The sequence below is a fragment of the Acetobacter oeni genome (genome assembly GCF_011516825.1).
Taxonomy (GTDB): Bacteria; Pseudomonadota; Alphaproteobacteria; order Acetobacterales; family Acetobacteraceae; genus Acetobacter; species Acetobacter oeni.
On the sequence record NZ_WOTA01000002.1, the window covers coordinates 27831 to 41403 of the forward strand.

A 13573-nucleotide genomic window follows, 5' to 3' on the forward strand; every position below is an offset into this window, starting at 1 on the left:
GCCATGCTGAACCTCGCCGAATACCGTCATCGCCGCGACCGGCTGGCCGATTTCTTGCCCTGGGCGGCGCTGGTCGCCAGGGGCGTGGTGCTAAACAAGGACGGTGCCTTCCAGCGCACGGCCCGGTTCCGCGGTCCCGACCTGGACTCCTCGACCGCTTCCGAGTTGGTCGCGATCACCTCCCGCCTGAACAACGCCCTGCGCCGTCTCGGCTCCGGCTGGGCCATTTTCGTGGAGGCGCAGCGCCTTCCAGCACGGGGCTATCCTTTCAGCCCGTTCCCCGATCCTGCCTCCGAACTGGTCGACGCCGAACGTCGGGCGCAGTTCGAGGAAGAGGGGGCGCATTATGAAAGCCGTTATTTCCTCACCCTGGTCTGGCTGCCGCCAGCGGACGACGCCGCCCGCGCGGAAGCCTGGCTCTACGAGAACCGCGCCCGTGGCGGCTCCGACTGGCGGGCGGTGGTCGCAGGTTTCATCGACCAGACCGATCGGGTGCTGGCGCTGCTCGACGGCTTCATGCCGGAGGCCGACTGGCTCGATGATGGCGAAACCCTGACCTACCTCCATTCCTGCATCTCGACGCGCACGCAGCGGGTCCGGGTGCCGGAGATCCCGGTGCATCTCGACGCCATCCTGGTCGACGAGGAACTGACCGGTGGCCTGGAGCCCCGATTGGGCGACGCCCATCTGCGCACGCTGACCGTCACCGGCTTCCCGACCCAGACCTGGCCGGGTCTGCTCGACGAGCTGAACCGGCTGGCCTTTCCTTATCGCTGGGCGACGCGGGCGATCTGCCTCGACCGCACCGACGCGACCAGGGTGCTGGGCCGGATCCGGCGGCAATGGTTCGCCAAGCGCAAATCGATCATGGCCATCCTCAAGGAGGTGATGACCAATGAGGCCTCGGTGCTGCTGGATTCCGACGCCGCCAACAAGGCGGCCGACGCCGACGCGGCGTTGCAGGAACTCGGCACCGACCAGGTCGGGCAGGCCTATGTCACCGCGACCGTCACGGTATGGGACGAAGATCCCACTATCGCCGCCGACCGGCTGCTGCTGGTGGAGAAGACCATCCAGGGCCGCGACTTCACCTGCATGCGCGAGAGCGTCAATGCGCTCGAAGCGTGGTTCGGCAGCCTGCCGGGCCATGTCTACGCCAATGTCCGCCAGCCCTGTGTCTCGACCCTGAATCTCGCGCATATGATTCCGCTCTCCGCGGTATGGGCCGGGCCGGAGCGGGACGGGCATTTTGACGCTCCGCCGCTGTTCTATGCCCGCACCGAAGGTTCGACCCCGTTCCGCTTCGCACTTCACGTCGGCGATGTCGGTCACACGCTGATCGCCGGGCCGACGGGTGCGGGCAAGTCCGTGCTGCTGGCCTTCATGGCGATGCAGTTCCGCCGCTACGCCGGTGCCCGGATCTTCGCCTTCGATTTCGGTGGCTCGATCCGCGCGGCTATCCTGGCGATGGGGGGCGACTGGCATGATCTCGGCGGCGCGCTGGCGCAGGACGGAAACGATCCCGTCGCGCTGCAGCCGCTGGCGCGGATCGACGAGCCGGGCGAACGGGCCTGGGCGGCAGAATGGGTCGCGATCCTGCTGGAACGCGAGGGCGTCACCGTTGCCCCCGACCTCAAGGAGCATCTGTGGTCGGCGTTGACCTCGCTGGCTTCGGCACCCGCAGGAGAACGCACCCTTACCGGCCTGTCCGCGCTGCTCCAGTCGCTGGCGCTGAAGCAGGCGTTGCAGCCTTACTGCGTTGGTGGCCCGTGGGGGAAATTGCTTGACGCCGAACATGAGCGTCTTGGTGTCGCCGATATCCAGGCCTTCGAGATCGAGGGGCTGATCGGCTCGGGCGCCGCGTCCGGCGTGCTGTCCTATCTGTTCCATCGCATCGAGGACCGTTTTGACGGCAGCCCGACGTTGCTGATCATCGACGAGGGCTGGCTGGCGCTGGATGATCGCGCCTTCGCCGGGCAGCTCCGGGAATGGCTGAAGACGCTGCGCAAGAAGAACGCCTCCGTCATTTTCGCCACCCAATCTCTGGCCGATATCGACGCCAGCCCGATCGCCCCCGCGCTGATCGAAAGCTGCCCGACCCGGATCTTCCTGCCCAACGACCGGGCACTGGAGCCGCAGATCACCGCGATCTATCGCCGGTTTGGGTTGAACGACCGCCAGATCGAGATCCTCAGCCGGGCGACGCCCAAGCGCGACTATTACTGCCAGTCCCGGCGCGGCAACCGTTTGTTCGATCTCGGCCTGTCCGAAGTGGCGCTGGCCTTCACCGCCGCGTCGTCGCCCGACGACCAGGCCGCGATCGACCGGATCTTTGCCCGGCACGGCCGCGACGGGTTCGCGGCCGCGTGGCTGGCGCACCGGGGCGTGGACTGGGCGATTGAAATGCTCAGGCCGGGAGAACCATCATGAGAAATTCGTCGATCTGCAAAGCAGCGTTCGTGGCTGGGTTTGGCGCCCTGTCATCCATCGTCGTGAGCGTCCCGGCCCATGCGCAATGGGCGGTCTATGATGGCGCCGCCCATGTCCAGACGGTGCTGATCGCGGCGCGGGAATTGCAGCAGGTCAACCAGGAGGCGCAGAGCCTGCTCAACGAGGCGACCATGCTGGAGAACCAGGCCCGCAACCTCGCCAATCTGCCGCTCTCGGTGCTGGCACCCTTGGAGCAATCAATCGAAGCGACCGAACAGATCGTCGGCCAGGCGCAGGGGCTATCCTATAACCTGACCAGCATCGATCAGGCCTTCAGCCAGACCTATCCGCAGGCGCTGGCGAGCCCGAGTTCGGCGGCGCAGATGACCGCCGACGCGCAGACGCGATGGCAGAACGCGCGGGGCGCCTATCAGGACGGGCTGCGCGTGCAGACCGGTGCGGTGCAGAATCTCGACGCCACGCGCAGCCAGATCGACAGTCTGGTCACCTCGAGCCAGGCGGCCACCGGCGCCTTACAGGCCGCGCAATCGGGCAACCAGCTGACCGCGCTGCAGACGCGCCAGCTTGCCGACCTCACCGCCGTCATCACGGCGATGGGCCGCGCCCAGGCGCTGGAAGGCGCGCGTCAGGTCGAGAGCGAGGAGCAGGGCAGGGCACAACTCGCGAATTTCCTGAATTACGGGGCCGGTTACACGCCCGGCACCGCGCAGATGTTTCACTGATGCGCGGGTTACGTCTCTCCCCGCCGATCGTCTTCCGGCTCGTTGCCCTCGGGCTGGTCGTTTTGATTCTGGTTGTCGCCAGCCTTCATCTCCGGCACATGCCCCATGACGTGGGGGTGCCGGATCTCGGGCCGCCGGGATCGCGTGACCGGCTGGCCGCCGGTCTGGCGCATTGTCAGGCGCTCGGCATGAAGGCCGACGGCGATCCGGCCTGCGAAGCGGTCTGGGCCGAGAACCGCAAGCGCTTCTTCGCGCCCGACGCGGCACGGTGACGCCATGCAGCAGGGCACCGGCGTCATCGACAATTTCCTCGCCATCTTCACCCAGTATATCGATTCCGGTTTCGGTCTGGTGCAGGGCGACGTCCATTGGCTTGCCGGTGTGCTGATTACCATCGACATTACCCTGGCCGGGCTGTTCTGGGCGTTGGCGCCGGATGAGGACGTGCTGGCGCGGCTGATCCGCAAGACCCTGTTCATCGGCATGTTCGCCTTCATTATCGGCGACTTCAACGGGCTGGCAAAGATCATCTATGAGTCCTTCGCCGGGCTGGGCATCGAGGCGGGCGGTGGGCATCTTACCCAGGCGCAATTGCTCCAGCCGGGGCGGCTGGCGCAGGTCGGCATCGATGCCGGCAAGCCGATCCTGACCTCGATCTCCTCACTGGTCGGCTTCGTCGCCCTCTTCAACAACGCGATCCAGATCGCGGTGCTGCTGATTGCCTGGCTGATCGTGGTCATCAGTTTCTTCGTGATGGCGATTCAGCTCTTCGTGGCGCTGATCGAGTTCAAGCTGACCACGCTCGCCGGGTTCGTGCTGGTACCGTTCGGCCTGTTCGGCCGCACTGCCTTCCTCGCTGAGAAGGTGCTGGGCAACGTGGTGTCGTCCGGGATCAAGGTGCTGATGCTGGCGGTCATCGTCGGCATTGGCTCGACGGTGTTCGGCCAGTTCACCAGCGGCTTCAATAATCCACCCACCATCAATGACGCGCTGACGCTGATCCTGGCTTCCCTGACTCTGCTGGGCCTGACCGTGTTCGGCCCGGCATTGGCCAATGGGCTGATCGCCGGTGGTCCGCAGTTGGGCGCCGGGTCCGCTGTCGCCACCGCAGCCGGGGTCGTCGGTGCCGGCGTGGCTGCCGCGTCTGGCGCCGGCCTGGCTGTGGGAGCCGCGGCAGCCGCGGTGCGTGGCGGGGCCTTTGTCGCGGGCGGCACGACCGCCGCCTATCAGGCCGGAGGTGCTGCAGGCGTCGCGAAGGCCGGACTGTCCGCCGCCGCCAGCCCGTTGCGCCGCGCCATGGCCAGTGTCCGCACCAGTTATCAGGCCGGCGGAGCCGCCGCGACTGGCGGTGCGGGAGGTGCGACCGCTTCTGGCGCTGGCGGAGCTTCTGCCGGCAAGCCGCCCGCCTGGGCCAGCCGGATGCAGCGCAACAACCGGATCAGGGGCGGGGCGGATGCGGCCGCACAGGCGATTAAGGGCGGCGACCGGCCCAGTGGCGGCCACGACGTCGATCTCTCGGAGGGAGAATAACCATGTTCCGCCGCCCCAATGTGCGTTTCGGCCGGACGCCGGAACCCGAGACGCCCTATCACAAGGCCGGACAGGTCTGGGACGATCGCATCGGCTCGGCCCGTGTCCAGGCCCACAACTGGCGGCTGGCCTTCTTCGGCTGTCTCGCTTTGAGCGGCGGGCTGGGCGCCGGGCTGGTCTGGCAGTCGCTGCGCGGCACCGTCACGCCGTGGGTGGTGCAGATCGACCATCTCGGTCAGGCGCAGGCCGTCGGTCCGGCGACCGCCGCCTATCGGCCGACCGATCCGCAGATCGCCTGGTATCTGGCGCGCTTCGTCTCCGAGGTACGCGGCATCCCGGCCGATCCGGTGGTGCTGCGGCAGAACTGGCTCGACGCCTATAACTACGTCACCGACCGCGGCGCGCTGGCCCTGAATGATTATGCCCGCACCAACGATCCCTTCAGCCGGATCGGCAGGATGCAGGTTGCGATCGAGATTGCCAGCGTCATCCGCGCTTCCGACGACAGCTTCCGGGTGGAATGGATCGAGCGCCGCTATGTCGACAGCGCGCTGGCGTCCACCGAGCGCTGGAGCGCGATCCTCACCATCGTCGTCACCACCCCGACCGATGCCGAGCGGCTGCGCAAGAACCCGCTCGGCATCTACATCCACGCCCTCAACTGGTCTAGGGAACTCGGCTGATGCGCACCCTCAACACAATCGCGCCGTTCATGATCCTGCTGGCGCCGCTGGCGGCCTGCTCCTCATGGAAGCCGCCTGCCATCAGATACGACGATACGCCCCGGCAGGCGGTCCTCACCCCGGAACCGCCCAAGCCGGTGCAGGTGGTGGAGCTGCCGGAGCCCTTGCCGTTGCCGGGGCAGCTCAAGCCGATCCCCTATCGGCATGCATCACCCGAGCCCGCCGATCCGCATGAGCGGGTCGAGCGCGCCAACAGTGTGGCGCGGATCCAGCCGACGCGGGCCGGCTATCTCAATGCGATCCAGGTCTATCCCTTCTCCGAGGGTGCGCTCTATCAGCTCTATGCCGCACCCGGCGAGATCACCGACATCGCGCTGCAGCCGGGCGAGAAGCTGGTCGGTGCCGGTCCGGTCGCTGCCGGCGATACCGTACGCTGGATTATCGGCGACACCGAGAGCGGGGCAGGGGCGTCGAAACGGATTCATATCCTGCTCAAGCCGACCCGCCCGGACCTGACCACCAACCTGGTCGTCAATACCGACCGGCGCACCTATCATCTGGAACTGCGCTCCGATGAGCGGACCTATATGGCGTCGGTGTCCTGGGATTATCCGCAGGACCAGATCGTCGCCCTGCGCGGCCAGGATCGTGACGCGGATCTCGCGGCTTCGGTCGTGACCGGCGTCGATCTCGACGCGCTGAATTTTCGCTACCGGGTCGAGGGCGACGAGGCGCCGTGGCGGCCGTTGCGGGCCTTCGATGACGGGCGGCAGGTCTTTATCGAATTCCCGACCGGCATCGCCCAGGGGGAGATGCCGCCATTGTGGGTGGTCGGCCCGCAGGGCGACGGCCAACTCGTGAATTATCGGGTGCGCGGCAATCGGATGATCGTCGATCGCCTGTTCGCGGCTGCCGAACTGCGACTGGGCGCGAAGCACCAGCAGGTGGTGCGCATCGTGCGCACCGATGGAGCGCGTCGGTCGTGAGCGGGAGCACCGGAGCGGGGGAGGCGGACAAACCAGTGCCTCCCGTCAGGCCGCCGGGCGAGATGCGGTTGCGCGTGACGCGACCGCCGGTCACGCGGCTGTCGCGCAGGGTGATCATGGGGCTGACGCTGGTGGCGGTGCTCGGCGTCGGGGGCGCGCTCTATGTGGCGCTGAAGTCCGCACCCCGAACGGGCAAGGCCGAACTCTATAATACCGGCAATCGCACCACGCCGGACGGGCTGGCGAATCTGCCGGGAGACTATACCCACCCGCCGCGCCTCGGGCCTCCTTTGCCCGGCGATCTCGGCAGGCCGTTCCTCAAAGCAGGTGTGGGTGTCCCCGGCATGGCGACATCGGCGGCACCCGCCGATCCCGAAAAGCAGCGTATGGCTCAGGAGCAGGAAGCAGCACGGGTCAGCCATCTCTTTACCCAGACGCAGGTCGGGCGAAACAGTGCTGCCCCGGTGACAGCTGGTGCCACCCCGGTTCCGGCTGCCGGTGCTGCCACTGATCGCAACCAGGCGTTTCTCGATGGCCCGGTCGACCAGCGTACCGTCAGTGCCGCGCGTCTGACTCCCGCTCCCAGCCCGTATATAATCCAGGCGGGATCGATCATTTCCGGCGCGCTGATTACTGGCATCCGCTCCGACCTGCCCGGCGAGGTCACGGCGCAGGTGACGGAGAATGTCTATGACAGTCCGACCGGGCATATCCTACTGATCCCGCAGGGCGCGACGCTGATCGGCCGCTATGACTCTCAGATCTCCTATGGCCAGACCCGTGTGCTGCTGGTCTGGACCCGGCTGATGCGCGGTGCCGGGGGTTCGATCGTGCTGGAGAACGAGCCGGCCGCTGATCCGGCGGGCTTCGCCGGGTTGCAGGACCAGACCGACAACCATTGGGGCGAGGTGTTCAAGGCCGCCCTGGTCTCGACGATGCTGAGCGTGGGCTCCGAGGCCGACATCAGCGGCGGCAATGGCATCGCCCAGGCCTTGCGGACCGGCGGCTCGCAGGGCTTCAACCAGATCGGCGAGCAGATCGTCGGACGCTCGCTGAATATCCAGTCGACCAATATCATCCGGCCGGGCTTTCCGGTGCGGGTCATGGTGCATCGTGACCTGGTTCTCGCCCCCTACGGACAGGAGGTTTCCCGATGATGAAGCTCAGGCTTGGGCCAATTGCGGATGACAGGCCGATACGCGTGACCGTCGAGCTTCCCGCCGCCGTGCATCGCGATCTGGTTGAATACGGGCGGCTGCTGGCGCGTGAGAGCGGTCAGGCCGAGATCACGCCAGCAAAGCTGATTGGGCCGATGCTCGCGCGCTTTATGGCTGGCGATCGAGCCTTTTCCTTGGCAAGACGTCTTCTCGCCGGTCGTCCGGAACTAGATCACGGACAAAAGCCACGAACCGACCCGTAACGGTGTCCTGATTATTGGCATCCCAACCGAGGCGAATTTGCAATTGCGTATTCCTCTCCCGTAGTGGCCGGAAAATGACACCCGGAAAACCCTGTTCCGCCTGACTCTGGACGGCAAGGGTCATGCCATATCCAGATCCAACAAGCGCAAATACGGACTGCTTTCCCGCCGGATGACTTTCAAGGGTGATGTCGCTGCCCAAAATTTCTAGGTAACGACGTCGCACACTATAATCACCTCCCCAATCCTGTAGTAGAAATGTTTCGTTCTGCAATTCCTTGCGTGTCACGCTTTCATATTGACGTAGTGGATGCTCGCTCGGCATGGCTAACATCAGATTTTCAACGCAAAACGGAAGTGACTCAAGGTAGTCGGACTGAATGAATGGAGTGAAGAAAATCACATCCACACGATGCCGAAATAGAGCGGATTGGAGGTCAAAATCTCCCATTTCGTGAAAAGAAACTCTGATATCGGGATGTTTTTTTCGCCATGCTGATAACGCCAGCCTGATGCGTTGGCCGACGAGGGGTAGTAGACTGCCAATCCGAATGACCCCTCGGCGGCCCGTTCCTAGAATTTGCGACAAGGCTCTTATTTCGTCCCAATCATCAAGCAATGAGCTGATTCGATGGAAGAGGACATCGCCAGCCGCAGTCAGTCGAATGCCGCTGTGGGTTCTTTCCAGCAGGGTAACGCCAAGCTCATCTTCAAGCTTATCGATTGCTCTGGTCATTGTCGAAACTCTGACACCATGAAGCCAGGCCGCCCGTGTCAGGCTACCGGCCTCAACGGCAAACCTGAAGTATTCGAGATTTGTACTGCGCATGGTACGAGCGAACCTGTGTCACTATCGCCAAAATCTCGCTCACATGAGGTTTCCAGCAGCTTCCTCATGTGGCCCGAGATAATGCAGAATGCCGCGTCTCCGCTTAAGCCTGCTTTCCGGCCTCTTCACGGAATCAGCAGGAGCTTGCCGGTCGTCTTGCGGCTCTCCATGTCGGCATGAGCGCGGGCAGCGTCGGCCAGCGGGTAGGTGCCGCCGATATGGACCTTCATCTTGCCTTCGATGATCCAATTGAAGATCTGCGCCGAATGGGCGCGTAGCAGGTCCGGCGTATGAATATGGTCCACGAAGACCGCATAACCGATCTTGATGCTTTTTGGGATGCTGGTGATCTCGATTGGGCCGGGGCCACCAAGCACCGGGCCGAACCAGCACAGCGTGCCGGAGCGGCGCAGAGCATTGAGCGATGCCCGCCACGTCACAGGACCCGTGCCGTCATAGGCGACATGCACGCCTTCGCCGTCAGCCACGCGGACGACTTCTTCGGCAAAATCGCCGCCGGCATCCACGATGACATGATCGGCACCGGCCCCACGCGCGATCTCGACCTTCTCCTGCGACGACACCCGGCCGATGACCTTGCCGCCCCGGATCTTGATGATCTGCGTCAGTAGCAGGCCGAGCCCACCGGCCGCCGCGTGGACTAGGGCAAATTCTCCCTGCTGGACCGGGTAGAAATCCGTCGCGAAATGGCTGGCCGTCAGGCCCTGCATCATGACGGACGCAGCTGTCTGGTCGTCAATCGCGTCGGGAACGGGCACGAGTGCCCCTGCCGGAATGACGGCGCGACTGGCATAGCTGCCGGGGGAGTAAACCCAGGCCACGCGCTCGCCCGGTCGGAAATCCTCGACATCTTGGCCGACGGACAGGACGCGGCCCGCGCCCTCGACGCCGAGGATCTTCGGATCGGCTTCCATCCAGAACATACCGCGCCGGACGCCGGTATCCATGAAGTTGACGCCGGCCGCGGCCACATCGACCAGAACTTCGCCGGGACCCGGCACCGGGTCGGGTCTCTCGACCAGTTCAAGAACCTCGGGGCCGCCCGGTTCGCGCATTACGATAGCGTGCATGCCAGTCTTCCTTGGAATGGTTAGTCAAAGGGGGTATGCGTCAGGTCACGACTGCGGCGCCGCAAGCGGCTTCGTGGCGTTCAGGGTCTCGCGGGCGGACTGGCCGTCGCTGTAATCATGCCAAAGCACGATGCGGCCATTGCGGACTTCATAGGTCGCCATGTTAGGGATGGCGGCGGATTCACGACCGGGCAGGGCCAGGTGATGGATCTGTTCGGCCAGCACGATCGCGCCGTCGACGGCCTGACGGATCGTCTCGAAGCGCACCTGCGCGAATGCCGTGAAGACCCGCTTCCAGATCTGCACGACGTTTTCTTTCCCGCGCACTTCGGGATCGCCGTGGTTGGAAAACACAATGGCGTCGTCAAGGAATGTCTTGAGCAGCTCCGCATCCCTCTTTTCGAAGGATGCGACGAACTGCCGGACTGTTTCTCCTGCATCTGACATCTGGACTGTCCTTTGCTGGGAATGGTTCCGGTAGGCCGGGATCAGGCGGAGTAACCGCCGTCGATCGTCAGCAGGGAGCCCGTGATGAAGCTGGATTCAGGGCTGGCGAGATAGGCCACGAAGCTCGCGACTTCCGTATCCGACCCCAGGCGGCCGAGCGCCATGCGGGGACGCAGCATGTCGCGCATCGCGTCGTTCCTGATGTTGTCGGTTTCGGTCGGGCCGGGCTCGATCGCGTTGATCGTGATTCCGCGCGGCCCGAGATCGCGGGCAATGGCGCGCGTCATGGAACTGACGGCCCCCTTGGTCATCGCGTAGGCGAAGGAGCCGGGGAACGCGGTGTAATGCGCGACCACGCTGCTGTTGTTGATGATCCGTCCGCCTTCCTTCATGTGCGGGACGGCTGCCTGAATCGCGACGAAGGTGCCGCGCACATTGAGGGCGAACATCTTGTCAAAGGTGTCGAGCGCGAACTCGTCCACCGGTCCACCGAGCACGATGCCGGCATTGTTCACCAGAATGTCGAGGCCGCCCAGCTCCGCGACCGTGCGCGACACGGCAGCCTTGATTTCATCGGCACTGGTGTTGTCCGCCTTGATGGCGAGGGCCTTGCCCCCGGCAGCGGTGACTTCGGATGCAACCTTGTTGGCTTCATCGGCCGAGGCCGCATAGGTGAAGGCCACGGCCGCGCCGTCTGCCGCGAGGCGACGGACAATGGCAGCGCCGATACCGCGCGATCCGCCGGTAACAAAAGCAACTTTTCCGGTCAGTGAAAGGCTCATTGTTGAAAACTCCTGGTCGATCTGCTGACTGTTCGTTCAGTTTTCTGGAACGAACAGTCAAATAAAGAACAAAAAAAGGGGGGAGAGCTTTCCCCCTAGCCAAGACAGCGCAGGGCCATCTGTGCGGTGGCGCGCAGGTCGTCGTGTGTTGCGCCCCCGCGTGCCATGACTTTCAGCCCGATGAACGTTGCATTGATGAACCGTGCGGCATCCTTCGGGTCGATCTCCGGCGGGATTTCGCCGAGATCCTTGCCGCGCTGGATCGTTGCGGCAAAAATGTTCTGCATGCTTGCGGCAGATGATTTACCGATTGCGGTTACTTCCCGATCGCGTCGGCCAAATTCGCATATTGAGCCCACGCCAAGACACATGCTGTCATCCTGAATGCGGGCCGCGAATCCCAACAAGGCGGCTTCGATTGCGGTCAGAGGAGAGCCGGTCGCCTGAAGCGTTACCGCGATTTGTCCCACACTTTCGAAGCAGTAATGTTGTAAAGCCTCAAGATATAGTGCGCGCTTGTCCCCGAAAGTGTCGTACATGCTCTGGCGACCGATCCCCATGCTTTTCACGAGGGCCTCGGTCGAAGTCCCTTCGTAACCGTAGGTCGCGAAGGTCTTCGTCGCTGCAGCCAAGGCCGCTCCCCGGTCAAATGCTTTCGGTCTTGCCATCGAATGACACATCGCAATTATGGAACGAATTGTCAAGAACTGTGTAAGTCTTCATATTTTTCATGTGGCTGTATCATGCCGGTTATCACACGCATCCTGTGGATGCAGTTCTCGGACTGACATGCAAACGCCTTCACTATCATGTGAAGATACGCATGACGCAGCGGTCAGGTACTCCAGCGCGATGTGCGGATGATTGAGCAGAAGTTTCCTTTATGAAAATGAGGCTCTTTATCAGCGATCACATCCGCCTTTACGTTACCGAAGGTCGTGTCCGGCTTATGGCGGATACCGTCGTAGAATGCCTGGATGATGTCTTCCTTAAAATGCGGTGTCCTTGGAAAGGCGGCAACAACTGCCTCGCGGACCGTGTCGGGATACTGGTCGTACGTAAGGCCGAGAACGTCCATTTCGACGCCGGCCGTGGTGAGCGCGATCACGGGATGCATGAATTCTGGCACGCCAGGGGTCGTGTGGAGGGCGATGCCCGTCCAGACCTTTTCGATGTCAGATGGGTCGACATCGTGACTCTTGAGGAAATCCCGTGCGGCATTGGCGCCGTCAACTTCGAAACGAAGAGTCTCGCTGCTGTGCGATGGCATCAATCCGATATCGTGGAACATCGCGGCAGCGTAGAGAAGTTCGGGATTGAAGATCAGTTCGCGCTGCTGCCCGGCAAGCGCGCCGAAGAAATAGACGCGGCTCGAATGATTAAAGAGCAACTCGCTTTCGGTATCACGAATAAACTCCGTGATCGCGCGGCCAAGAGAGGAGTCCGGCACAACGATGCCATTGATGCTCGTCCCAGAACGAAGCGTATCTATCATGACGTAAGCTCCTTTTTGTTTCCGGCTCCGACAATCCTGACAACGATGTCGCGACCATCCGGCGACCTCCTGCCTCATGAGGCCTGTCGTTTCATGCGGATTTTATTCTCTGTCACGGGTGGCAGAAATGACATATAGACCTCGTATTCTGCCATAGGGTGACAGATGATGCCGGCTCCCTCCGATGCCCTTGCCATCTGGTTCGTCGTGTTTCCCGGGTTCGAACTCCTCGACGTAAGTGGTCCGCTATGCGCGTTTAATCTGGCGCGCGACTTTCATCGGACGGCCTATGACATCCGGACCGTCTCGGTATCGGGTGGGCTCGTGGCCAGTTCGTCGGGAGTGACAATCGACACCATCCAGCCACCTGTGCCCAGGCGCCTCGATACGCTTGTGGTCGTGGGGGCTCCCGATACAGAGATGCTCTCCCAGCAGAATGATCTGATTGCACTTGTGCGCATGCTGGCGCCTCATGCGCGGCGTAGCGCCAGCGTCTGCACCGGAACGTTCGTTCTGGCGGCAGCAGGGCTGCTAGACGGACATCGCGTGACGACCCATTGGCGACATACGGCTGATATCCAGCGCCGCTATCCCTCGCTCAAGGTCGAGGCCGACCGGATTTTCATTCACGACGGTGCGATCTGGACCTCGGCGGGCATTACCGCCGGCATCGATCTTGCGCTGGCGATGATCGAGGAGGATTTCGGGATCGAAAATTCCAAGGCTGTCGCGAGGGAACTTGTGGTTTATCATCGCCGCAGTGGTGGCCAGTCTCAGTTTTCGACTCTTCTCGACCTGGAGCCGCGCCCAGGGCGCATTCGTGATGCTATTGCCTATATTCATACGCACTTGCGGGAGCCATTGTCGGTTGAGCGGCTGGCAGATGTCGCGAGGATCAGTCCACGCCAGTTCGCCCGGCAGTTCGTCGTGGAGACGGGGGAGACACCGGCTCGCGCAGTCGAGCGCCTGCGGTGTGACGCCGCTCTCCCACGTATCGAAAATACGAGCGAATCGCTCGGCCAGATCGCCTTGCATGTTGGCTTTCGCGATCTCGAACGCATGCGTCGCGCGTGCCTGCGCGTATACGGACAGCCGCCACAGGCTCTACGTCGGCGGAATCGTAACAGGTAATCCCCC

General features: G+C 63.3%; 15 protein-coding genes. 9 read left to right on the plus strand and 6 right to left on the minus strand.

Features of this window, described 5'->3' with window-relative positions:
- The first annotated feature begins 3 nt into the window (after positions 1-3).
- The 8 genes from trbE to GOB90_RS01465 are packed head-to-tail and all read left to right on the plus strand — an operon-like array spanning position 4 to position 7792.
- Positions 4-2430, plus strand: coding sequence for a conjugal transfer protein TrbE (gene trbE / locus GOB90_RS01430; protein WP_146892227.1), 2427 nt, complete (start codon positions 4-6; stop codon positions 2428-2430).
- Positions 2427-3173: a P-type conjugative transfer protein TrbJ gene (gene trbJ / locus GOB90_RS01435; RefSeq protein ID WP_146892230.1), complete on the plus strand. Its 747-nt coding sequence runs from the start codon at positions 2427-2429 to the stop codon at positions 3171-3173. Before trbE ends, trbJ begins: the two co-directional genes overlap by 4 nt.
- On the plus strand, positions 3173-3445 hold the full coding sequence (gene trbK-alt / locus GOB90_RS01440) for a putative entry exclusion protein TrbK-alt (RefSeq protein ID WP_129551473.1): 273 nt from the start codon (positions 3173-3175) through the stop codon (positions 3443-3445). The genes trbJ and trbK-alt overlap by 1 nt, the downstream gene beginning before the upstream one ends.
- Positions 3446-3449: 4 nt before the next feature.
- A complete protein-coding gene (gene trbL, locus GOB90_RS01445) occupies positions 3450-4703 on the plus strand; it encodes a P-type conjugative transfer protein TrbL (RefSeq protein ID WP_129551472.1) in 1254 nt (417 codons plus the stop codon).
- A gap of 2 nt (positions 4704-4705) precedes the next feature.
- A complete protein-coding gene (gene trbF, locus GOB90_RS01450; protein ID WP_129551471.1) occupies positions 4706-5386 on the plus strand; it encodes a conjugal transfer protein TrbF in 681 nt (226 codons plus the stop codon).
- Positions 5386-6372: a P-type conjugative transfer protein TrbG gene (gene trbG / locus GOB90_RS01455; RefSeq protein WP_053323603.1), complete on the plus strand. Its 987-nt coding sequence runs from the start codon at positions 5386-5388 to the stop codon at positions 6370-6372. The genes trbF and trbG overlap by 1 nt, the downstream gene beginning before the upstream one ends.
- Complete coding sequence (locus GOB90_RS01460; protein ID WP_129551470.1) at positions 6369-7529, plus strand: TrbI/VirB10 family protein; 1161 nt, start codon at positions 6369-6371, stop codon at positions 7527-7529. The genes trbG and GOB90_RS01460 overlap by 4 nt, the downstream gene beginning before the upstream one ends.
- Positions 7529-7792 (plus strand): DUF2274 domain-containing protein, encoded by a 264-nt coding sequence (locus GOB90_RS01465; protein WP_456303409.1) that lies wholly within the window; start codon positions 7529-7531, stop codon positions 7790-7792. The genes GOB90_RS01460 and GOB90_RS01465 overlap by 1 nt, the downstream gene beginning before the upstream one ends.
- Here GOB90_RS01465 and GOB90_RS01470 read toward each other — a convergent pair.
- The 6 genes from GOB90_RS01470 to GOB90_RS01495 all read right to left on the minus strand — a co-directional run bounded on the left by GOB90_RS01470 (position 7698) and on the right by GOB90_RS01495 (position 12436).
- Positions 7698-8621 (minus strand): LysR family transcriptional regulator, encoded by a 924-nt coding sequence (locus GOB90_RS01470; RefSeq protein ID WP_053323605.1) that lies wholly within the window; start codon positions 8619-8621, stop codon positions 7698-7700. The two genes, GOB90_RS01465 and GOB90_RS01470, sit on opposite strands and share 95 nt — an antisense overlap.
- A 125-nt stretch (positions 8622-8746) precedes the next feature.
- The gene (locus GOB90_RS01475; protein ID WP_053323606.1) at positions 8747-9712 is read right to left on the minus strand and encodes a quinone oxidoreductase family protein; all 966 of its coding nucleotides are present in this window, start codon (positions 9710-9712) and stop codon (positions 8747-8749) included.
- A 45-nt stretch (positions 9713-9757) separates the two neighbouring features.
- Complete coding sequence (locus tag GOB90_RS01480; RefSeq protein ID WP_053323607.1) at positions 9758-10159, minus strand: nuclear transport factor 2 family protein; 402 nt, start codon at positions 10157-10159, stop codon at positions 9758-9760.
- 41 nt (positions 10160-10200) lie between these two features.
- Entirely contained in the window at positions 10201-10941 is a 741-nt protein-coding gene (locus GOB90_RS01485) for an SDR family NAD(P)-dependent oxidoreductase (protein ID WP_053323608.1), read from the minus strand.
- A 95-nt stretch (positions 10942-11036) separates the two neighbouring features.
- Positions 11037-11573 (minus strand): TetR/AcrR family transcriptional regulator, encoded by a 537-nt coding sequence (locus GOB90_RS01490; RefSeq protein ID WP_198912161.1) that lies wholly within the window; start codon positions 11571-11573, stop codon positions 11037-11039.
- 203 nt (positions 11574-11776) lie between these two features.
- Positions 11777-12436, minus strand: coding sequence for an HD domain-containing protein (locus GOB90_RS01495; protein ID WP_053323610.1), 660 nt, complete (start codon positions 12434-12436; stop codon positions 11777-11779).
- Between the two features lie 165 nt (positions 12437-12601).
- Here GOB90_RS01495 and GOB90_RS01500 point away from each other — a divergent pair, with 165 nt between their 5' ends.
- The gene (locus tag GOB90_RS01500) at positions 12602-13567 is read left to right on the plus strand and encodes a GlxA family transcriptional regulator (protein ID WP_242011725.1); all 966 of its coding nucleotides are present in this window, start codon (positions 12602-12604) and stop codon (positions 13565-13567) included.
- Positions 13568-13573: the final 6 nt, after the last annotated feature.